This is a genomic window from Pseudomonas sp. GV105 (genome assembly GCF_003058185.1).
Lineage (GTDB): Bacteria > Pseudomonadota > Gammaproteobacteria > Pseudomonadales > Pseudomonadaceae > Aquipseudomonas > Aquipseudomonas veronii.
In genome coordinates, this window is sequence record NZ_QBUF01000005.1 from 192,246 (window position 1) to 212,508 (window position 20,263).

At 62.3% G+C, this 20,263-nt stretch carries 24 protein-coding genes; 10 read left to right on the forward strand and 14 right to left on the reverse strand.

Going from position 1 to position 20,263, the window contains the following annotated elements; genetic code table 11:
* Positions 1 to 55: 55 nt before the first annotated feature.
* The 3 genes from rsmD to C8K66_RS11525 are packed head-to-tail and all read right to left on the reverse strand — an operon-like array spanning position 56 to position 3,511.
* Positions 56 to 673, reverse strand: coding sequence for a 16S rRNA (guanine(966)-N(2))-methyltransferase RsmD (gene rsmD / locus C8K66_RS11515; RefSeq protein ID WP_017845026.1), 618 nt, complete (start codon positions 671 to 673; stop codon positions 56 to 58).
* Positions 673 to 2,163, reverse strand: a complete 1,491-nt coding sequence (locus C8K66_RS11520; RefSeq protein ID WP_046381751.1) for a pitrilysin family protein — start codon at positions 2,161 to 2,163, stop codon at positions 673 to 675. The genes rsmD and C8K66_RS11520 overlap by 1 nt, the downstream gene beginning before the upstream one ends.
* The gene (locus C8K66_RS11525) at positions 2,156 to 3,511 is read right to left on the reverse strand and encodes a pitrilysin family protein (protein WP_108524871.1); all 1,356 of its coding nucleotides are present in this window, start codon (positions 3,509 to 3,511) and stop codon (positions 2,156 to 2,158) included. The genes C8K66_RS11520 and C8K66_RS11525 overlap by 8 nt, the downstream gene beginning before the upstream one ends.
* A 341-nt stretch (positions 3,512 to 3,852) precedes the next feature.
* On the opposite strand from C8K66_RS11525, the gene ftsY reads away from it, so the two are divergent.
* The 4 genes from ftsY (at position 3,853) to rpoH (ending at position 7,828) form a co-directional block, all read left to right on the forward strand.
* Positions 3,853 to 5,157, forward strand: coding sequence for a signal recognition particle-docking protein FtsY (ftsY, locus tag C8K66_RS11530; RefSeq protein WP_017845022.1), 1,305 nt, complete (start codon positions 3,853 to 3,855; stop codon positions 5,155 to 5,157).
* Positions 5,154 to 5,825: a cell division ATP-binding protein FtsE gene (gene ftsE / locus C8K66_RS11535; protein ID WP_017476533.1), complete on the forward strand. Its 672-nt coding sequence runs from the start codon at positions 5,154 to 5,156 to the stop codon at positions 5,823 to 5,825. Before ftsY ends, ftsE begins: the two co-directional genes overlap by 4 nt.
* A complete protein-coding gene (gene ftsX / locus C8K66_RS11540) occupies positions 5,822 to 6,844 on the forward strand; it encodes a permease-like cell division protein FtsX (RefSeq protein WP_017845021.1) in 1,023 nt (340 codons plus the stop codon). The genes ftsE and ftsX overlap by 4 nt, the downstream gene beginning before the upstream one ends.
* A 129-nt stretch (positions 6,845 to 6,973) precedes the next feature.
* Positions 6,974 to 7,828 carry an RNA polymerase sigma factor RpoH gene (rpoH, locus tag C8K66_RS11545; protein WP_017845020.1) on the forward strand — a complete coding sequence of 285 codons (855 nt, stop codon included), beginning with the start codon at positions 6,974 to 6,976 and terminating at the stop codon, positions 7,826 to 7,828.
* Positions 7,829 to 7,952: 124 nt separating this feature from the next.
* On the opposite strand, the gene mtgA is transcribed toward rpoH, so the two are convergent.
* The gene (gene mtgA / locus C8K66_RS11550) at positions 7,953 to 8,675 is read right to left on the reverse strand and encodes a monofunctional biosynthetic peptidoglycan transglycosylase (protein ID WP_046487827.1); all 723 of its coding nucleotides are present in this window, start codon (positions 8,673 to 8,675) and stop codon (positions 7,953 to 7,955) included.
* Between the two features lie 74 nt (positions 8,676 to 8,749).
* Between mtgA and C8K66_RS11555 the strand changes: the two genes are divergently transcribed.
* The 4 genes from C8K66_RS11555 to trmB all read left to right on the forward strand — a co-directional run bounded on the left by C8K66_RS11555 (position 8,750) and on the right by trmB (position 11,011).
* Entirely contained in the window at positions 8,750 to 9,130 is a 381-nt protein-coding gene (locus C8K66_RS11555; protein WP_017845018.1) for a DUF423 domain-containing protein, read from the forward strand.
* An 85-nt stretch (positions 9,131 to 9,215) separates the two neighbouring features.
* On the forward strand, positions 9,216 to 9,416 hold the full coding sequence (gene thiS / locus C8K66_RS11560) for a sulfur carrier protein ThiS (RefSeq protein ID WP_046381754.1): 201 nt from the start codon (positions 9,216 to 9,218) through the stop codon (positions 9,414 to 9,416).
* Between the two features lie 65 nt (positions 9,417 to 9,481).
* Positions 9,482 to 10,276 (forward strand): thiazole synthase, encoded by a 795-nt coding sequence (locus tag C8K66_RS11565; protein WP_017845016.1) that lies wholly within the window; start codon positions 9,482 to 9,484, stop codon positions 10,274 to 10,276.
* A 9-nt stretch (positions 10,277 to 10,285) separates the two neighbouring features.
* Entirely contained in the window at positions 10,286 to 11,011 is a 726-nt protein-coding gene (trmB, locus tag C8K66_RS11570) for a tRNA (guanosine(46)-N7)-methyltransferase TrmB (protein WP_017845015.1), read from the forward strand.
* A 143-nt stretch (positions 11,012 to 11,154) separates the two neighbouring features.
* On the opposite strand, the gene C8K66_RS11575 is transcribed toward trmB, so the two are convergent.
* From C8K66_RS11575 to C8K66_RS11615, 9 genes are all read right to left on the reverse strand, one after another.
* Complete coding sequence (locus C8K66_RS11575; protein ID WP_003176691.1) at positions 11,155 to 11,478, reverse strand: DUF3392 domain-containing protein; 324 nt, start codon at positions 11,476 to 11,478, stop codon at positions 11,155 to 11,157.
* Between the two features lie 19 nt (positions 11,479 to 11,497).
* Positions 11,498 to 12,700, reverse strand: a complete 1,203-nt coding sequence (gene hemW / locus C8K66_RS11580) for a radical SAM family heme chaperone HemW (RefSeq protein ID WP_046381755.1) — start codon at positions 12,698 to 12,700, stop codon at positions 11,498 to 11,500.
* On the reverse strand, positions 12,697 to 13,293 hold the full coding sequence (gene rdgB, locus C8K66_RS11585; protein ID WP_026139793.1) for an RdgB/HAM1 family non-canonical purine NTP pyrophosphatase: 597 nt from the start codon (positions 13,291 to 13,293) through the stop codon (positions 12,697 to 12,699). Before rdgB ends, hemW begins: the two co-directional genes overlap by 4 nt.
* The gene (locus C8K66_RS11590) at positions 13,290 to 13,724 is read right to left on the reverse strand and encodes a DUF4426 domain-containing protein (RefSeq protein ID WP_046381756.1); all 435 of its coding nucleotides are present in this window, start codon (positions 13,722 to 13,724) and stop codon (positions 13,290 to 13,292) included. The genes rdgB and C8K66_RS11590 overlap by 4 nt, the downstream gene beginning before the upstream one ends.
* Positions 13,725 to 13,745: 21 nt before the next feature.
* A complete protein-coding gene (gene metW, locus C8K66_RS11595; RefSeq protein WP_017845011.1) occupies positions 13,746 to 14,366 on the reverse strand; it encodes a methionine biosynthesis protein MetW in 621 nt (206 codons plus the stop codon).
* 7 nt (positions 14,367 to 14,373) lie between these two features.
* Positions 14,374 to 15,513 carry a homoserine O-acetyltransferase gene (locus C8K66_RS11600; protein WP_046381757.1) on the reverse strand — a complete coding sequence of 380 codons (1,140 nt, stop codon included), beginning with the start codon at positions 15,511 to 15,513 and terminating at the stop codon, positions 14,374 to 14,376.
* 104 nt (positions 15,514 to 15,617) lie between these two features.
* Positions 15,618 to 16,205 carry a YggT family protein gene (locus tag C8K66_RS11605; protein WP_017845009.1) on the reverse strand — a complete coding sequence of 196 codons (588 nt, stop codon included), beginning with the start codon at positions 16,203 to 16,205 and terminating at the stop codon, positions 15,618 to 15,620.
* A gap of 39 nt (positions 16,206 to 16,244) precedes the next feature.
* Positions 16,245 to 17,063 carry a pyrroline-5-carboxylate reductase gene (gene proC, locus C8K66_RS11610; RefSeq protein ID WP_017845008.1) on the reverse strand — a complete coding sequence of 273 codons (819 nt, stop codon included), beginning with the start codon at positions 17,061 to 17,063 and terminating at the stop codon, positions 16,245 to 16,247.
* 33 nt (positions 17,064 to 17,096) lie between these two features.
* Positions 17,097 to 17,783 carry a YggS family pyridoxal phosphate-dependent enzyme gene (locus C8K66_RS11615; RefSeq protein WP_017845007.1) on the reverse strand — a complete coding sequence of 229 codons (687 nt, stop codon included), beginning with the start codon at positions 17,781 to 17,783 and terminating at the stop codon, positions 17,097 to 17,099.
* A gap of 57 nt (positions 17,784 to 17,840) precedes the next feature.
* Between C8K66_RS11615 and C8K66_RS11620 the strand changes: the two genes are divergently transcribed.
* On the forward strand, positions 17,841 to 18,875 hold the full coding sequence (locus C8K66_RS11620; RefSeq protein ID WP_108524873.1) for a type IV pilus twitching motility protein PilT: 1,035 nt from the start codon (positions 17,841 to 17,843) through the stop codon (positions 18,873 to 18,875).
* Between the two features lie 73 nt (positions 18,876 to 18,948).
* On the opposite strand, the gene C8K66_RS11625 is transcribed toward C8K66_RS11620, so the two are convergent.
* Positions 18,949 to 19,584: a C40 family peptidase gene (locus tag C8K66_RS11625; protein ID WP_046381760.1), complete on the reverse strand. Its 636-nt coding sequence runs from the start codon at positions 19,582 to 19,584 to the stop codon at positions 18,949 to 18,951.
* 250 nt (positions 19,585 to 19,834) lie between these two features.
* On the opposite strand from C8K66_RS11625, the gene C8K66_RS11630 reads away from it, so the two are divergent.
* Positions 19,835 to 20,263 (forward strand): TM2 domain-containing protein, encoded by a 429-nt coding sequence (locus tag C8K66_RS11630; protein WP_017845004.1) that lies wholly within the window; start codon positions 19,835 to 19,837, stop codon positions 20,261 to 20,263.

The following is a 20,263-nucleotide window of genomic DNA, read 5'->3' on the forward strand; positions in this document are numbered from 1 at the left end:
TCTGTGGCACGCGGACTCACTGTGGCGAGCGAGCTTGCTCGCCACAAAAGCCCGTTCAGGCCGAGGGCTGTACCGAACGTTGCCACAATGCGTAATACACCCGCCCGGATTTTTGTTCCCGGTGCAGGCGCCAGCTGCCGGGCAGGCCCAGGCTGGATGGCGCACTTTCGCTTTCAGTGTAGATCCACGAGTCCGGCGCCAGCCATTGGCGCTCTTCCAGCAACGCGCACACGGTCGGCAGCAGGTTCTGGTTGAACGGCGGGTCGAGGAACACCACGTCGTATTCGCTGGCGGCCTGGGTTTCCAGGTAGCGCAACGCGTCGGCGGTCTGCACCTGGCCGTTGGTGCAACGCAGGGTGCCCAGGTGTTCCTTGAGGCTGGACACCGCCACATTGCTGGCATCCAGCGCCTGTGCCTGGGCCGCGCCACGGGACAGCGCCTCGAGGAACAGCGCGCCGCTGCCGGCAAACGGGTCGAGTACCTTGGCCCCGGCGATGTAGGGTGCCAGCCAGTTGAACAGGGTTTCACGCACGCGATCCGGCGTTGGGCGCAGGCCCACGACGTCGGGGAAGCTGAGCTTGCGGCTGCCCCATTCACCGCCAATGATGCGCAGTTGGCCCACACCGTTATGCACGTTGTGGACAGGTTTTTTCGGGCGAGATGAACTGGCCATTAATGCTCCGGAACCCCGAGCGGCTGCTCGGCAGGTTTATCAGTGGGGGGCGGTAGTGGCTTTTGCGCAGTCGTCGGGCCGGCGGTCACGATGACCATCTTGTCGGCGCTCAGGTGTTTGTTCAAAGCCGCTTTGACCTGTTCTACGGTCAGGGCCTGGGATTGTTTCATGAAATCTTCCAGATAGCTCAGCGGCAGGTTGTAGAAACCCATGGCGCCCAGCTGCCCGACAATATCGGCGTTGCTCGCGGTGGACAGCGGGAAACTGCCGCTCAGCTCGCGCTTGGCGTCATCCAGCTCCTTTTGCGTCGGGCCGGTCTTGAGGTAGTCGGCCAGCACGTCTTCCACCAGGCGCAGGGTGCCGCCGCTCATTTCCGCGCGGGTCTGCAGGTTGATCATGAACGGGCCGCGCACTTGCATCGGCGAGAAACCGGAGTAGACGCCGTAGGTCAGGCCGCGCTTCTCGCGCACTTCACTCATCAAGCGGGTGCCGAAGCCCCCGCCGCCGAGGATCTGGTTGCCCAGGGACAGGGCGGCGTAGTCCGGGTCGGCGCGATCGATGCCCAGTTGCGCGAACAACAGGTGCGTCTGTTTGGACGGGAACTCGATATGGCTCAAACCGGCCTTGGGCTCGGTCGGCTGGGCGATCTTCGCCAGGGCCGGGCCTTTGGGCAGCGAGGCCGAGACCTTGGCAGTCATGGCTTCGGCCTCGGCGCGGGTCAGGTCGCCCACTACGGCAATCACAGCGTTACCCGCGGCATACGCCTTGGCGTGGAATGCCTGCAACTGCGCCTGGGTGATTGTCGGAACGCTCTCGGCCGTGCCTTCGCTCGGGTGAGCATACGGGTGGTCGCCGTACAGGCGCTTGAACAGCTCCAGGCTCGCCAGTTTGCCGGGGTTCTGCTTCTGATACTCAAAGCCAGCGAGGATCTGGTTCTTGATGCGCGCCAGGGAGTCGGCGGGGAAGGTCGGTTTGCCGATCACCTGGTCAAACAGCGCCAGGGCGGCGTCGCGCTTGTCGCTGTCGCTCAGGCCGCGCAGGGACACCAGCGCCATGTCGCGGTAAGCGCCATTGCCGAAGTCCGCGCCGAGGCCTTCAAAGCCGCTGGCGATCTGGCTCACATTCTTGCCCGGCACGCCTTCGTTGAGCATGGCGTTGGTCATCAGCGCCACGCCGGGGACGTTGCCGTCCTGGCTGCTGCCGGCGGCGAACAGGATACGCATGTCGAACATCGGCAGTTCGTGGGCTTCGACGAACAGCACCTTGGCGCCTTCGGCGGTGTTCCAGGTCTGCACGTCGAGCTTGCGGTTGGTCGGCGCCTTGCCGTCCAGTTCCGCCAGGGATTGCAGTGTGTGGGTCGACTGGGCTTTTTCCAGCGCCGGGCTGGCGACGGATTCGCTTGGGCGCAGGAAATACACCGCGCTCGCCGCGATCAGGGTGACGGCGATCAGGCCGGGCAGGATCAGGCGGCTGCTTTTGCGATCACTCATGAGCGGTCTCCTCAGGCAGGACATGGGCGACGCTGAGACGTTCGCGGGTGAAATAGGTACGCGCGGCCTTCTGGATATCGTCCGGGGTCACGCTTTGCAGGTCGGCCAGTTCGGTGTCCATCAGTTTCCAAGACAGGCCGACGGTTTCCAGGGAACCGATGGCGGTCGCCTGGCTGGTGATCGAGTCGCGCTGGTAGACCAGGCCGGCAATGACCTGGGCGCGGATGCGCTCCAGTTCCTCGGCGGTCGGCGGCTTGGCTTTGAGTTCTTCCAGCAGGCGCCACAGGCCGGCTTCGGCTTGTGCGATGGTCTTTTTCTTCTGCTGGTTCGGTGTGGCGCTCAGGGTGAACAGGCTGTCACCGCGGGTGTAGGCGTCGTAGTTGGTGGAGGCGGAGGAGACCAGCTCTTCACCGCGTTCGAGCCGTTCCGAAATGCGCGCGCTGTAGCCGCCGTCGAGCAGGGCCGAGATCAGGCGCAGGGCTTGTACCGAGCGTTTGTCCGTGGCGGTGGCCAGGCCGGGCACGTTGAAGCCCAGGATCACGCTCGGCAGTTGGGTCTGCACATGCATCGTCAGCAGGCGCTCGCCGGGCTCGGCCAGTTCCAGCGGGATCTTCGCCGGTGGCACGTCACGCTTGGGGATCGGGCCGAAGTAGCGCTGGGCCAGGTTCTTCACCTCGTCCGGGGGCACGTCGCCGACCACCACCAGGGTGGCGTTGTTCGGCACGTACCAGGACTGGTACCAGTGGCGCAGTTCTTCGACCTTCATGCGGTCGAGGTCGGCCATCCAGCCGATGGTCGGCGTGTGGTAGCCGCTGGCCGGGAAGGCCATGGCCTTGAAGCGCTCGAAGGCCTTGGACATCGGGTTGTCGTCGGTGCGCAGGCGGCGTTCTTCCTTGATGACTTCGATCTCGCGGCTGAACTCGTCGGCCGGCAGGCGCAGGCTGGCCATGCGGTCGGCTTCGAGTTCGAAGGCGACACCCAGGCGGTCACGCGCCAGCACTTGGTAGTAGGCGGTGTAGTCGTCGCTGGTGAAGGCGTTCTCTTCGGCGCCCAGGTCGCGCAGGATCAGCGAGGCTTCGCCGGGGCCGACCTTGGAGCTGCCCTTGAACATCATGTGTTCCAGGGCGTGGGACAAACCGGTCTGGCCCGGGGTTTCGTAGCTCGAACCGACTTTGTACCAGACCTGGGAAACCACCACCGGCGCGCGATGGTCTTCGCGCACGACCACTTTGAGGCCGTTATCCAGGGTGAATTCATGGGTGGGTTGTGGGTCGGCAGCCAAGGCTGAGAGGGGCAGACAAACTGTGCTGAGCAGCAGGCCTGCGGCGCGGCGGGCTAGAGCATTCATTCGTTTTTAAACCTGTTGGGCTGCCCGCTTGGTCTTAGCGTCGGCGGGCGAGGAGGTGCTAGGATACTGATCCGATTTGGGGACGGCCACTGCGGTCGTCATACCGTTCTGGATTCAGTTGTAGGAATTTTGAAGTTTGCTACGGTTTTCCCCGACAATCTTCAGCTTTTCGCCGATGTTGTCGCTTCAATTCCATATTGAATCGATTTGTTGAGGCCTTTATTTACGCCTTACAAAATGTTGCGCATGAACGAGCGAGCGTTAAAGCAGTCTGTTCTGCATCGAATTTTTATTTACCGAGGCGCCCTTGGCGCGTCGCTACCTTGAGATAGCCGTCCTCCATGTTTGGTTCCAACGACGACAAGAAGAGTCCAGCTGCGGCTGGCGAGAAAAAAGGCCTGTTCGGATGGCTGCGCAAAAAGCCGCAGGAAACCGTCGTCGAACAGCCGCAGGTTCAATCTGAGCCAATCCCTGAGCCCTTGGTAGGCGCCGAACCGACCGCGCCGGTGGCGCAAGCCGAGCCTGAGCACAAACCGTGGCTGGCACTGCCAGTGGCCGAAGAGCCCGTGGCACTGGTCGAAGATGTGCAGGCCGAGCATGTGACGCCGCCGATTCCGCAGGTTGAGCCGGTGGCGGTCGAGCCGACTCCCGCGCCTGTTGTGGCCGCGGCGCCCGCCGTGATCGCGCCGTCGCCCGTGGTTGCCGCCGAACCGAGCAAAACCGGGTTCTTCGCCCGGCTCAAGCAAGGCCTGAGCAAAACCAGCGCGACCATCGGCGAAGGCATGGCCAGCCTGTTCCTGGGTCGGAAGACCATCGATGACGAACTGCTGGAAGACATCGAAACCCGTCTGCTGACCGCCGACGTGGGTGTCGAAGCCACCGCCGTGATCATCCAGAGCCTGACCCAGAAGGTCGCGCGCAAGCAGTTGACCGACGCCGATGCGCTGTACAAATCCCTGCAGGCCGAGCTGGCCGCGATGCTCAAGCCGGTCGAAGCGCCGTTGGTGATTACTCCGAAGAAGCCGTTCGTGATCCTGGTAGTCGGCGTCAACGGCGCCGGCAAGACCACCACCATCGGCAAACTGGCCAAGAAGCTGCAGTTGGAAGGCAAGAAAGTCATGCTCGCCGCCGGCGACACCTTCCGCGCCGCGGCCGTCGAGCAGTTGCAGGTCTGGGGCGAGCGCAACAAGATCCCGGTCATCGCCCAGCACACCGGCGCCGATTCCGCTTCGGTGATCTTCGATGCCGTGCAAGCCGCCAAGGCCCGCAACATTGATGTGCTGATCGCCGATACCGCCGGTCGCCTGCACACCAAAGACAACCTGATGGAAGAGCTGAAGAAAGTGCGCCGCGTGATCGGCAAGCTCGACGGCGAGGCTCCGCACGAAGTCTTGCTGGTGCTCGACGCCGGTACTGGCCAGAACGCCATCAGCCAGGCCAAACAATTCCACCAGACGGTGCAACTGACCGGCCTGGCATTGACTAAGCTCGACGGCACGGCCAAGGGCGGCGTGATCTTCGCCCTGGCCAAGCAGTTCGGGTTGCCGATTCGGTATATCGGCGTCGGTGAAGGTATCGACGACCTGCGCACCTTTGAAGCCGAACCCTTTGTCCAGGCACTGTTTGCCGAGCGGGAGCGTTCATGATTCGATTCGAACAGGTCGGTAAACGCTATGCCAATGGGCATGTCGGCTTGCATGAGCTGAGTTTTCGAGTGCGTCGCGGCGAATTCTTGTTTGTCACCGGCCATTCGGGTGCCGGCAAAAGTACCCTGTTGCGCCTGCTGCTGGCCATGGAACGCCCGACCACCGGCAAGCTGCTGCTGGCCGGCCAGGATCTGGCCACCATCAGCAATGCGCAGATCCCGTTCCTGCGCCGCCAGATCGGCGTGGTGTTCCAGAACCACCAGTTGCTGTTCGATCGCACGGTGTTCAATAACATTGCGTTGCCGTTGCAGATCCTTGGGCTGTCCAAGGCCGAAATCATCAAGCGCGTGGACTCGGCGCTGGAGCGCGTGGCGTTGTCGGACAAGACCGACCTCTACCCCGGCGACCTGTCCACCGGCCAGCAACAGCGCGTCGGCATCGCCCGCGCCATCGTCCACCGCCCGGCCTTGCTGCTGGCGGACGAACCCACCGGTAACCTCGACCCGCGCCTGGCGGCCGAGATCATGGGCGTGTTCGAAGACATCAACCGCCTGGGCACCAGCGTGCTGATCGCCAGTCACGACCTGGCACTGATCGCGCGCATGCGCCATCGCATGCTGACCCTGCAACGCGGTCGCCTGATCGGCGACGGGGAGGCTGGCGTATGAGTGCGACACGCAGCCCCAAGGTTTCCGAGCGCGTGGCGCCGAAACCGGCCGACCCGCAACCGAAAAAGAAAAAACACGACGAAGACGACGGCCCGGATTTCGCCACGCTGCTGCGTGCCTGGATCGAAAGCCATCGTGCCAGCCTGCTCGACAGCCTGCGTCGCCTGGGCAAGCAGCCGATCGGCAGCTTTTTCACCTGCCTGGTGATGGCCGTGGCCTTGAGCCTGCCCATGGGCTTGTCGCTGCTGCTTAATAATGTGGAGCGCCTGGGCGGTTCCTGGCAGCGCGCCGCGCAGATTTCGCTGTACCTGAACCTGGATGCCAGCGCCAAAGACGGCGAAGCCCTGCGCGAAGAGATCAAGAACCTGCCGGGCGTGGCGGATGCCGAGTACATCAGCCGCGATCAGGCCCTCGAGGAATTCCAGCAACAGTCCGGCCTGGGCGAGGCGCTCAAGGAGCTGCCGCAGAACCCGCTGCCGGGCGTGGTGCTGGTGACGCCGAATGAAGTCGACAAACCGGCCCTGGAAGCCCTGCGACAAAAACTCGCAGAGATGCCCAAGGTGCAACAGGCGCAACTTGATCTAGTCTGGGTAGAGCGCCTGGCGGCGATTCTCAAGCTGGGCGACCGCTTTGTGTTCGGCCTGACGGTGTTGTTGGTGTCTGCATTACTTTTGGTGATAGGTAATACCATTCGTCTTCATATTGAAAACCGTCGCACCGAGATAGAAGTGATTAAACTGGTCGGCGGCACGGACAGCTATGTGCGTCGTCCTTTTCTGTACATGGGCGCGCTTTATGGCTTCGGTGCGGGGATTTTGTCCTGGGGCTTGTTGGCGTTCGGCCTGGACTGGCTGAACGACGCGGTCATCGGGCTGGCCGGCTTGTACGGCAGTGATTTCGCCCTGGCCGGGGTGCCGGTCGCCGATGGTCTGTCGCTCTTGCTTGGCGCGGTCTTGTTGGGGTATATCGGTGCGTGGATTGCGGTCGCACGGCATTTACGTGAGCTGGCACCGAAGTAGTTAATGTCAGATTAATGTGGTTTCGTTTGTATTGACCGTATCAGTGGTTTGGGGAACTTGTCCTACGGTTCCCGGTCAATTTTCGCAGTGCTGAACTGCACGAGTTATGTGAGTCGGAGGTTTTTTCGTATGACCACTTCTTTGCAACCTGTTTATGCCTTGGTCCCGGGTGCGAACCTGGAGGCCTATGTGCACACGGTCAACAGCATTCCATTGCTGACGCCGGAGCAGGAGCGTGAACTGGCCGAGAGTCTCTACTATGAGCAGGATTTGGGGGCGGCTCGGCAGATGGTGCTCGCCCACCTGCGTTTTGTCGTACATATCGCCCGTAGCTATAGCGGCTACGGTCTGGCCCAGGCTGACCTGATCCAGGAAGGCAACGTCGGCCTGATGAAGGCAGTGAAGCGCTTCAACCCGGAAATGGGTGTGCGCCTGGTGTCGTTCGCCGTTCACTGGATCAAGGCGGAAATCCACGAGTTCATCCTGCGCAACTGGCGCATCGTGAAAGTCGCGACCACCAAGGCCCAGCGCAAGCTGTTCTTCAACCTGCGCAGCCAGAAAAAACGCCTGGCGTGGCTGAACAACGAAGAAGTCCACCGCGTGGCCGAAAGCCTCGGTGTGGAGCCGCGTGAAGTGCGCGAGATGGAAAGCCGCCTGACCGGCCATGACATGGCCTTCGACCCGGCCGCTGAAGCGGACGACGACAGCGCCTTCCAATCGCCGGCCAACTACCTGGAAGACCACCGGTACGACCCGGCGCGTCAACTGGAAGACGCCGACTGGAGCGACAACTCCAACCACAACCTGCACGAAGCGCTGGAAGTGCTGGACGACCGCAGCCGTGACATCCTCTACCAGCGCTGGCTGGCCGAAGAAAAAGCCACGCTGCACGACCTGGCGCAGAAGTACAACGTGTCGGCCGAGCGGATTCGTCAGCTTGAGAAAAGCGCGATGAACAAGCTGAAGCTGTCGATCGCCGCTTAAAACTGTGGGAGGGGCGGTGCGACGATTCGACTTGCCCCCGATAGCTGAGTGTCAGTCGACATCAAGGTGACTGATCCATTGCTATCGGGGGCAAGCCCCCTCCCACATTTATTTCTGTGTTGTGTCAGTCGGACCAAGGCGCCTTGCGCGAATTGTTCAATTCAACCAGATAGCCATCCCCACCCAATTGGCTCATCTGCTGGCGAATCCATGCCGCCCGCCGTGCCACATAGGCCGTTGGGTGGCTGGCGCTCCATACCCGAGGATTGGGTAACACCGCCGCCAGGTAGCTGGCCTGCTGCCGAGAAAGCGCCTTGGCACTCACCCCGAAGTGATGCTGCGCCGCCGCTTGCGCACCGAACACCCCTTCGTCCCATTCCACGCTGTTGAGGTACACCTCAAGGATCCGCTGCTTGGGCCACAGCACCTCGATCAGCCCGGTAAACCAGGCCTCCAGGCCCTTGCGCAGATAACTGCGGCCGGACCACAGGAACAGGTTCTTCGATACTTGCTGGCTCAGCGTACTGGCGCCGCGGATCGAGCCGCCGCGCTCGTTGTGCAGGAGCGCCGCCTGGATCGCGCCGAAATCGAAGCCCCAATGTTGTGGGAAACGCTGGTCTTCACCCGCCATCACCGCCACTTTGAGGTCGTTGGAGATCTCATCCCACGGCACCCAGGTGCGCTGCAGGTCAATCGGTTCGCCGTCAAACCAGGATTCGATCTTGCGCTCCACCATCAGCGCCGTGAACGGCGGCGGTACGACACGAAACAGCAGCACCAGCAACACGCTGCCGATGGCAAACCATTTCACGGCTTTGAGAAAACGACTGAAGAGGACACGCAGCATAGAGATGGCTTGGCCGAACCCGTTGAGCGGGCCATTATACAGACCCTGCCCAATGAGTCTGACTGGAGTTCCTCATGCTGCGTGGCTTTCTGATGCTGGCTGCTTTTTTCGGCTTCACTGGTGTCGCCCTCGGTGCGTTCGCCGCCCACGGCTTGAAAAACCGCCTGAGCGCCGAGTACCTGGCGATTTTCCATACCGGCGTGACCTACCAACTGGTCCACACCCTGGCGCTGTTCGGCGTGGCGTTGCTCGCGGCGCACCTGCCGGGCCGCCTGGTCACGTGGGCGGGCGTGTCGTTCGTCGTCGGCATCCTGCTGTTCTCCGGCAGCCTGTACGTGCTGACGATGACTGGCATCAGCAAGCTCGGCATCATCACGCCGTTCGGTGGCCTGGCGTTTCTGCTCGGTTGGTTCCTCCTGGGGCTGGCGGCGTGGCGCTTGCAGCAGGCGGCCTGAAGCGCGCTGCTGATCAAAGGGTCTTGGGCCAGCTACGCCAATCGGGCTAGAATGCTTGCCCCTAAAAACGATGGCGGCCCATGGCATGCACATTCAGTTGAACGGCGAACCCTTTGAACTGCCCGACGGTGAAACCGTTGCGGCCCTGCTGACCCGTCTGGACCTGACCGGGCGTCGCGTCGCAGTGGAGCTCAACCAGGATATCGTCCCGCGTAGCCAACACGTCGAGACTGCGCTCACCGAAGGTGACCAGGTCGAAGTGGTTCACGCCATCGGCGGCGGCTAGTCGTCCGGTGCCCAGGCGCGCCACCCCGGATTCTGCAGAACCTCACCCCACCTCGAGGATTTCCCATGAGCATCGTTCGTAGCGACAAGCCCTTCGTCCTGGCCGGTCGTACCTACCAGTCCCGTCTGCTGGTAGGCACCGGCAAGTATCGCGATATGGAAGAAACCCGCCTGGCCATCGAAGCCTCGGGCGCCGAGATCGTGACCGTGGCCGTGCGCCGCACCAACATCGGCCAGAACCCGGGCGAACCGAACCTGCTGGATATCCTGCCGCCGGACCGCTACACCATCCTGCCGAACACTGCCGGCTGCTACGACGCCATCGAAGCCGTGCGGACCTGCCGCCTGGCCCGTGAGCTGCTCGACGGCCACAACCTGGTAAAGCTGGAAGTGCTGGCCGACCAGAAAACCCTGTTCCCCAACGTGATCGAAACCCTCAAGGCCGCCGAAACCCTGGTCAAGGAAGGCTTCGACGTGATGGTCTACACCAGTGATGACCCGATCATCGCCCGCCAACTGGCCGAAATCGGCTGCATCGCCGTGATGCCGCTGGCCGGCCTGATCGGCACTGGCCTTGGGATCTGCAACCCGTACAACCTGCAGATCATCCTCGAAGAAGCCAAGATCCCGGTGCTGGTGGATGCGGGCGTGGGCACTGCCTCCGACGCGACCATCGCCATGGAGCTGGGCTGCGAAGCGGTGCTGATGAATTCGGCCATCGCCAATGCCCAACAGCCGATCATGATGGCCGAAGCCATGAAACACGCCATCGTCGCGGGCCGCCTGGCCTACCTCGCCGGGCGCATGCCGAAAAAACTCTACGCCAGCGCCTCCTCGCCGCTGGATGGTCTGATCAAGTAAGAGCCATTGATGACTGAATCAAACGAAACGCCGAACACCGTGGAACAGGGCGACGAGTCCAAGCACCGCCGCATCAAGAGCTTTGTGATGCGCGCCGGTCGCATGACCGAAGGCCAGCAAAAGGGCCTGGAGCAAGGCACGCCGCTGTTCGTCCTGCCCCTGGCCGACGCGCCGGTGGACTATGACCAAGTGTTCGGCCGTTCGGCCCCGCGCTCCCTGGAAATCGGCTTCGGCATGGGCCACTCCCTGCTGGAAATGGCCGCAGCCGCGCCGGAACAGGATTTCATCGGTGTGGAAGTCCATCGCCCGGGTGTCGGCGCGCTGCTCAATGGCGTGCTGACCCAGGGTTTGACCAACCTGCGGGTCTACGACTGCGACGCGATTGAAGTGCTCAACCGCTGCATCGCCGACAACAGCCTCGATCGCCTGATGCTGTTTTTCCCCGACCCATGGCACAAAAGCCGTCACCACAAGCGCCGCATCGTCCAGGCGTCTTTCGCGGAGCTGGTGCGCAGCAAGCTGAAAGTCGGCGGTATCCTGCACATGGCCACCGACTGGGAGCCCTATGCGGAATACATGCTGGAAGTGATGAACGTCGCCCCTGGCTACCGCAACCTGGCCGAAGACGGCAAATGCGTGCCACGCCCGGCCGAGCGCCCGATCACCAAGTTCGAACGCCGCGGCGAGCGGTTGGGGCATGGGGTGTGGGATTTGAAGTTCGAGAAAGTCGACTGATCAGCCAGTAATTTGGAATGCGGTCAAAAAATGTGGGAGGGGGCTTGCCCTCGATAGCGGTGGGTCAGTCATAGAGTGGTTGACTGACACTCTGCTATCGGGGGCAAGCCCCCTCCCACATTGGTTTTGTGTTGGGTTTGGGATCAGCGGCGGTCGGCGACGACGCCGATCAACACCAGCACCACCACCAATACCGGCGCCAGGCTGTAGTTATTGAACTGGCTCAGCCCCCGCACAATCCACGGCGTGGCGTAGATCAGCGCCGCGCCGCTGCCGATCATGCACAGCAGGGCCATCAACGGTACGCGCAAGGCGCCGGCAATGCTGCCGAGGCGGGCTTCGACCCAGCCTTTGATATCGGCGCCGAACAGCACCAACAGGCAGCCGACGAGGGCCAGGGAGATTTCCGACAGGTTGCTGCGGCTCCAGCGGGATACGGTGGCGAGCAGGTCGAGTACCAAATCCATTCGATTTCCTTAAGAGCGATCAGCTCAAAAACTTCTGCAACAGGTCATTGAGAAAGAGTTGCCCGCGGTCAGTCGCCGCCAGGCGTGACGGTTCGACCTGCATTAAGCCACTTTGTTCTGCCTCGGTGCGGCCTTGCGCGAGGCTTGCCAGCGCCAGCCCGGTGCGTTCGGCGTAGAGCTTGGCGTCGACGCCTTCGGTGAGGCGCAGGGCGTTCATCAGGAACTCGAACGGCAGCTCTTCGTTGGTCAGCGCGTTCGTGCCGGCCAGGAAGCTTTTGGCCGGGTTGAGGTAGTCCTTCGGTGCGCGGGTCTTCCAGGTGCGGACGATGCGCCCGTCCGGGTGGCTGAGCTTGCCATGGGCGCCGGCACCGATGCCGATGAAGTCGCCGAAGCTCCAGTAGTTGAGGTTATGTCGCGCCGCTCGCCCCGGTTGCGCATAGGCCGAGACTTCATATTGCGCGTAACCGTGTTCGGCCAGCAGCGCCTGGCCGGCTTCCTGGATATCCCACAGGGTGTCGTCTTCCGGCAGCGTCGGCGGCTGGTTCCAGAATACGGTGTTGGGCTCCAGGGTCAGTTGGTACCACGACAAATGGGTCGGTTTGAGCGCGATGGCCTGGCGCAGGTCGCTCAGAGCGTCGTCCAGGGACTGATCGGGCAAGCCATGCATCAGGTCCAGGTTGAAGTTGTCGAACCCGGCCTGGCGCGCCATGCCGGCGGCGCGCACGGCTTCATCGCCGTTGTGGATACGGCCCAGGGCCGCGAGTTTTTCCTGCTGGAAGCTCTGGATGCCGATGGACAGGCGGTTGATCCCCAGCTTGCGGTACGCCACGAACTTCTCTTGCTCGAACGTTCCCGGGTTGGCTTCCAGGGTGATCTCGATGTCGTCGGCAAACGGGATGCGCGCTTCCACGCCCTTGAGCAGACGGCCCAGCGCGGCGGCACTGAACAGGCTCGGCGTGCCGCCACCGAAGAAGATCGAACTCAGTTCCCTGCCATAAACCGCGTGCAGGTCCTGATCGAGGTCGGCCAGCAGCGCATCGACGTACTCTTCTTCCGGCAACACGGGGCTGGCGGTGTGGGAGTTGAAGTCGCAATAAGGGCATTTGCGCACGCACCACGGGATGTGGATGTACAGCGCCAGGGGCGGCAGATGGGGCAGGGCCGCCCGTGGTGTTTGCGCGCCGCCGTGGATCAGCGGCTGCGCGGAGGTGTTCTGGGTCATTTCAAGCCCAGGCGCTGGCGCAGCAAAGCCATGGCGCGGGCGCGGTGGCTGATCTGGTTTTTGTCGGCCGGGCTCAGTTCGGCGCTGGAGACATCGCGCTCCGGCACCCAGAACAGCGGGTCGTAGCCAAACCCATGCGCGCCGCTGGCTGCATGCAGGATGCGCCCGTGCCACAGGCCTTCGCAGAGGATCGGCAACGGATCGTCGGCATGTCGCACCAGGGCCAGCACGCAGACGAACTGCGCGCCACGCTCGGCATCCGGCACGTCCTTGAGCACGTCGAGCAGCTTGGCGTTGTTCGCCGCGTCGCCTTTGCCGTCGGCATAGCGCGCCGAATAGATACCGGGGGCGCCGCCGAGGAAGTCCACCGCCAGGCCCGAGTCGTCCGCCAGCGCCGGCAGGCCGGACAGGCGCGCGGCATTGCGCGCCTTGAGGATGGCGTTCTCGACGAACGACAGGCCCGTTTCTTCGGGCTCGACCTGGCTGAACTCGCCGATCGAGCGCAGTTGCACGGACTCGCCGAGCATGGCCTGGAGTTCTTTGAGTTTGCCGGCGTTATGGCTGGCCAGCACGAGTTGAGTCAGGTTCATCAGTCCGCCGGAAACAGTTCCTGGTTGAATTGGAAACCATGGGCCTTGCCGCCGGTTTCAACGTTGATGGTGAAAACCCGCACTTCCTGTTGCGGTACGTTGTAGGGCGCGAGGTAATAGATCGCACCTTTTTCGGTAATCTGCTTGAACGTCAGGATTTCGCTCCTGCCGCTCAGGTCTTTGATCGTGCCGGTCACTTGCGCGGCCACGGGCGTCACGCCCTTGATCACGGTCACGTTGATCAAGCCCTTGTTCTTGCTGCGTACCACGCCGACAGCCTGGGCCGTATCGGGTTGCAGGAAGCTGGAGGTGAAGGTGTTGTAGTGTACGGTGATATCGCCAAATTCCTTCTGGCGCTTACTGTCGATGGCATCGGCGGCCATGGCGCTGACGCCCAGGCACGCGGTGAGTAGAAATACAGCCAGGCGTCTCATATTCGTCTTCCTCGAAAATAGTTAGACGGCGATCTTGTGGTCTGTCAGGCCCGGGCTGCTGACCCGGTAAATCCCGATTTCACCCAACAGGTTGGGCCATAGTTTACTCGCCCAGCCGTGGCGGTGCTGTTGATCGACGGCAAGGCGGTTGATCACCTTGGCTTCCCGCTCGCCACACAGGGCTTCGAAGTCTTCGAAGGTGCAAAAGTGGATGTTCGGCGTGTTGTACCACGTGTACGGCAGGAAATCCGACACCGGCATGCGGCCCTTGGTGGCCAGGTACCAGCGGCAGCGCCAGTGACCGAAGTTGGGGAAGGTGATGATGCACTGGCGGCCGACGCGCAGCATTTCGTCGAGGATGCGGTCCGGGTAATGCACCGCCTGCAGGGCCTGGGTCATCACCACGACGTCGAAGCTGTTGCTGGCAAAGTTGCCCAGGCCCTTGTCCAGGTCCTGCTCGATCACGTTGATGCCCTTGGCCACGCACTCGGCGATGTTGTCCGGGTCGTTTTCCAGGCCATAGCCGGTGACTTGCTTGTTGTCGCGCAGCCAGCTCAGCAGTTCGCCATTGCCGCAGCCAAGGTCGAGCACGCGGCTGCCGGCGGGTATCCAGTCTTGGATGATTTCCAGGTCGGCTCTCATGGCGTTCTCACAGAGTTATGCGGTTCATGTAGTTACTGAACGCCTGCAGATAACGAGGAATCGGGATCAGGAAGGCGTCGTGGCCTTGCGGAGCATCGATTTCCAGGTAGCAGACGTCTTTCTTCGCCGCCATCAAGGCATCCACCAGTTCCCGCGAGCGGGCCGGCGAGAAGCGCCAGTCGGTGGTGAACGACATCACGCAGAACTTGGCCGACGCGCCCTCGAAGGTTTTCGCCAGGTCGTCGTCGAAGTTGGCGGCCGGGTCGAAGTAGTCCAGGGCCTTGGTCATCAGCAGGTAGGTGTTGGCGTCAAACCGCCCGGAGAACTCTTCGCCCTGATAGCGCAGGTAGCTTTCCACCTGGAACTCGACGCTGTGGAAATCGTAGTTGAGTTTCTCGCTCTTGAGGCCGCGGCCGAATTTCTCGCCCATGGAATCGTCGGACAGGTAGGTGATATGCCCAACCATCCGCGCCAGCATCAAGCCGCGCTTGGGGATCACGCCGGCTTCCTGGAACGAGCCGCCGTGGAAGTCCGGGTCGGTCAGGATCGCCTGGCGCGCCACTTCGTTGAAGGCGATGTTCTGCGCCGACAACTTGGGGGCCGAGGCGATGGCCAGGCAATGGCGCACGCGATCGGGGTAAGTGATGGTCCACTGCAGGGCCTGCATGCCGCCGAGGCTGCCGCCGATCACGGCGGCCCATTGCTGGATGCCCAGCCGGTCGGCCAGGCGCGCCTGGCTGTGGACCCAGTCTTCCACGGTCAGTACCGGGAAGTCGGCGCCGAAGGGCTTGCCGGTTTCCGGGTTGAGGCTGCTGGGGCCGGTCGAGCCGTTGCAGCCGCCGAGGTTGTTCAGGCTGACCACAAAGAACTTGTTGGTATCGATGGGCTTGCCGGGGCCGATGCAGCTGTCCCACCAGCCGGGCTTGCGCTCGTCGACGCTGTGGAAGCCCGCGGCGTGATGATGGCCGGACAAGGCGTGGCAGATCAGCACGGCGTTGCTCGCCGTGGCGTTCAACTGGCCGTAGGTTTCATAGATCAGGTCGTAGGCTGGCAGCGAACGTCCGCAGGCCAGGGCCAGTGGTTCGCTGAAGTGCGCCATTTGGGGCACGACCAGTCCAACAGAATCGGGGGGAAAGGCAGCTGGCATCGACCCTGCTCTCGTTTAAATGAGGCGTAAGTCTAAAGACCGCTGCCCCTAGCGGCAAGCAAAGGCCGGAGGTTATCCGGCCCTGACACGCAAGCGGGGCCGAATCAGATCAGCCCGAACAGCTCTTTGGGCATGAATGCATAGAACGCCAGGCGCGGGATCACCCAGCTTTGCAGGAGCTGGATCGCGATAAACGCGAAGATCGGCGAGATGTCCAGACCGCCCAGGTTGGGGATCAACCGGCGGAACGGCGCCAGCACCGGTTCGGTGATCTGCGCGACCAGCTCGGCTCCAGGGCTGCGGCTGCCGGGTGCGACCCACGAGAGGATCACGCTGATGATCATCGACCAGAAGAGGATCTTCAAAAACAGCGAGAAAACCCCGATCAGCGCCCATGGCAGCAGCAGCAGGGTCAAGGCCTGGTAGCCGTTGAGCATCAGGATCACCGCGAACAGCAGGATCTGCAGCAGCAGCGCCAGCACCAGCGAGGACATGTCCAGCCCGAACAGGCTCGGGATCACCCGGCGCAGGGGCTTGAGCAGCGGCTGGGTGGCCTTCACCACGAACTGGCACAGCGGGTTGTAGAAGTTCGCCCGCACCAGTTGCAGGATAAAGCGCATCAGCACGATCAGCAGGTACAGGCTGCCCAGGGTCTGGATGATGAAAATGGCAGCGTCATTGATTCCGAGCATGTTCGATTCCTATCTAGTCCAGTTGCAGGTTGGGGACGACTATTTGCCCAGTTGCTCGGCCATCTCGGCCGAACGATGTGCCGCGGCACCCAGTGCTTTTTCCACCAGGGCTTCGAAGCCCCCGGCCTGGAACGATTCAATGGCGGCTTGCGTGGTGCCGCCGGGGGATGTCACGCGGCGGCGCAGTTCGGCGGCATCCACGTCGCTGGTCACGGCCATCTGCGCGGCGCCCAGGGCGGTTTGCGCGGCCAGTTGCTCGGCGATGTCCCGGCTCAGGCCCAGTTTCACGCCGGCGGCGGTCATGGCTTCGATCAGCAGGAAGAAGTAGGCCGGGCCGCTGCCGGAGACGGCGGTCACCGCGTCCAGTTGCTCTTCCTGTTCCAGCCACAGGGCGATGCCCACGGCGGACAGCAGTTCCTGGGCCTGGTCGCGCTGTTCGGCGCTCACCTGGGCGGTGGCATACAAACCGCTCACGCCTTTGCGCAGCAGCGCCGGGGTGTTGGGCATGCAGCGCACGATGGGCTGGGCGCCGAGCCAGCGGTTCATGCTGGCGCAGGTGATGCCGGCGGCGATGGACACCACCAACTGGTGCGGCTGCAGGCTCGGGCGCAGGCTTTCGCACACGGCTTTCATGGCTTGCGGCTTGACCGCCAGCACGATCACGTCGACGCCCTGGATGGCCTCGGCGTTGTCGGCGAAGGTGTCGATACCGTGTTCGGCGCTGACGCGGGCGCGGGTTTCGGCGCCCGGATCGCTGGCGCGGATCTGTTGGGCTTGCAGGCCCTTGGCCCGCAGGCCGCCGATCAGGCTGGCCGCCATGTTGCCGGCGCCGATAAAGGCAATACGCGTGTTGCTCATGACAGGTCCTTATTCAGTGGGAAGTCGGCCATTTCACGGCTGACCGTAGTCGCGGGCGCCAAACAGGGCGGTACCGATCCGCACCCAGGTGGCGCCTTGGGCGATGGCCGACTCGAGGTCGTGGCTCATGCCCATGGAAAGTGTGTCGAGCGGCAGGTTCAAACTGGCCTGCAGGTCGCGGACGGCGGCGAACGCTGCATCCTGTGCGGCGCGGTCTTCGGTCGGTTCAGGGATCGCCATCAAACCGCGCAACTTCAAGCGCGGCAGGGCGCTGATCGCGTTGGCCAGCGCCGGCAGGTCGGCGGGCGTGCAGCCGGACTTGCTGGCTTCGCCACTGACGTTGACCTGGATGCAGATGTTCAGCGGCGCCAGGTCGGCCGGGCGTTGTTCGGACAGGCGTTGTGCGATTTTCAGGCGGTCCACGGAATGCACCCAAGCGAAGTTCTCGGCGATCGCGCGAGTCTTGTTCGATTGAATGGGGCCGATGAAGTGCCAACTCAAGGGCAGGTCGGTTAATTCGGCCTGTTTGCCCAAGGCTTCCTGCAGGTAGTTTTCGCCGAAATCGCACATCCCGGCGGCATAGGCTTCGCGCACGGCTTGCGCGGGCTTGGTCTTGCTCACGGCCAGCAGGTGGATGCTGTTTGCGTCACGTTGCACGGCGTCGGCTGCGGCGCGGATGCGCTGGCGAACCTGGCCAATGTTGTCTGCTATCGTCGACATTCAAGATGCGCCCGTGGATATGGAGTCCGCGGCATTCTACTGGAAATGGAAAGCCCTATGGATATCACTGAATTACTCACGCACAGCGTGCGCCGGGGCGCCTCCGACCTGCACCTGTCGGCCGGCCTCGCACCGATGCTGCGGATGGATGGCGAGGTCTGGTCCCTGGATGGGCCAGTGCTGTCACCCACGCATGTGGCGGATTTGCTCAGCCCTTTGCTCAACCAGTACCAACAAAAGGATTTCGAAACATCTCTTGAAACGGATTTCGCCTTCGAACTGCCCGGTGTCGGGCGATTCCGGGTGAATGTGTTCCAGCAGGCACGTGGCATGGGCGCGGTGTTTCGCAACATCCCCGCCCAGGTCCAGAGCCTGGAAAGCCTTGGGTTGGGCGCGGTGTTCCAACGTATCGCCCAACTGCCGCGCGGCCTGGTGCTGGTGACCGGGCCCACCGGTTCGGGCAAGTCGACCACCCTGGCGGCGCTGATCGATCACCTCAACCAGCACCGGCGCCAGCACATCCTCACCTTGGAAGACCCCATCGAATTCATCCACCAGCCCTGCCGGGCCCTGATCAACCAGCGCCAGGTGCACCGCGACACCCACAGTTTTTCGGCGGCCTTGCGTTCGGCACTGCGGCAAGACCCGGATGTGATCCTGGTGGGTGAACTGCGTGACCTGGAAACCATCCGCCTGGCGCTGACGGCGGCTGAGACCGGGCATCTGGTCTTCGGCACCCTGCACACCGCATCGGCGGCCAAGACCGTGGATCGCCTGGTGGACGTGTTTCCGGTGGGAGAAAAACCGATGGTCCGCTCGATGCTCTCGGAGTCGCTGCAGGCGGTGGTGTCCCAGGTGCTGGTCAAGAAGATCGGCGGCGGGCGCGTGGCGGCCCATGAAATCATGCTGTGTACGCCCGCCATTCGCAATTTGATCCGCGAAGACAAGGTGGCGCAGATCGTATCGGCGATTCAGACCGGTGGCGCATCGGGGATGCAGACGTTGGATATGCGCTTGAAGGCCTTGGTCACGCAGGGCGTGATCAGCCGGGAGGCGGCGCGGGAGAAGGCGAGGGTGCCTACAGACATATGAGACTTGTGGGCAATGAAATCAAATGAGGGAGGGGCAAGCCCCTCCCACATGGGTACTGTATTCCAGCGTCAGATCAGCGTTGGACGATCCGCAGGTTGTTCTGTTCTTTCGGCAGAACCCGCTTGGCGATCACGTAGTTCTTGTCCCAGAACGGCTTCTTCAGGGTATCGATGCTGACCGACTTGCCACGGCGCGGTGCGTGGATAAAGCGGTCGTTGCCCAGGTAGATGGCAACGTGGTTAACCCGGCGGCTCTTCAGTTTGAAGAACAGCAGGTCGCCCGGCTTCAAGTCCTTGCGGTCAACCTTCTGCCCGTGGCCGGCGGCCATGGCGTTGGAGGTGCGTGGCAAATCCACCGCGGCAACGTCGTTGAATGCATATTTTACCAGGCCGCTGCAGTCGAACCCTTTACTTGGGCTGCTGCCGCCCCAACGATAAGGTGTACCGAGCACATTCACGGCGCGGCTGAGGACGGTGCTGCTTTGCTTGGTGTTACCCGCCATCAGGCCGGGTGTTGCCTTACCGTGGGCCTTGCTCAGTTGAGTCGGGCGGCTGACGGTAGGCTTTACGGATTTGGCCGTGCTGGGTGTGCTGTGGACTTTCGGGGTGAAGCCGTTGACGTTAGGAAGTCGTTGCTCACGATTGGTGGCGTGGGCGGCCAGTGGCATTAATAGGCAAATGGTTAGCCATGTCTTGAAAAATGGTCGCATTAGGCGTGGCTCTTATGGGTTTGCGCGCAACTTTATAACAGCTTTTTGTGTCGTTCTCAGGCCGTTTGTCGACTGAACCTTGGGGTCAAACTCAGGAAATACGCGACGAATCGCCGCAATTGTCTTACACAAGTCAGGTGGCATCAGGCTTTCAGGGGAGCGAAGATACCATCGGCCATACGTCGGGTGCATGTAAAAAAGTCACAAAGAAAGTGAAAAAATTTATCTATCGCAGCAAAAGAGGTACGCCATGAACACCTATCGACAGGATGTTTCGCAGCAAGACACCCACAGCAAGGTGATCGGTTACCTGCTCTGGATTTTTGGTTTTACCGGGGCGCATCGCTTCTATTACGGCAAACCCGTCACCGGGACGATCTGGTTTTTCACGTTGGGCTTGCTGGGTATTGGCTGGCTGATCGACTTGTTCCTGATTCCGGCGATGGACCGTGAAGCCGACCTGCGTTTTACCGCCGGCCCGATCGAATACAACGTGGCCTGGATTCTGTTGGCGTTTCTCGGGGTGTTCGGCGTACACCGGATGTACCAGGGCAAATGGATCACCGGCCTGCTGTACCTGCTGACCGGCGGCCTGTTCCTGGTGGGGGTGCTGTATGACTTCTGGACGTTGAATACGCAGATATCGATCCGTAACGCCGAGCTAAGAGGCGGGCGCTGA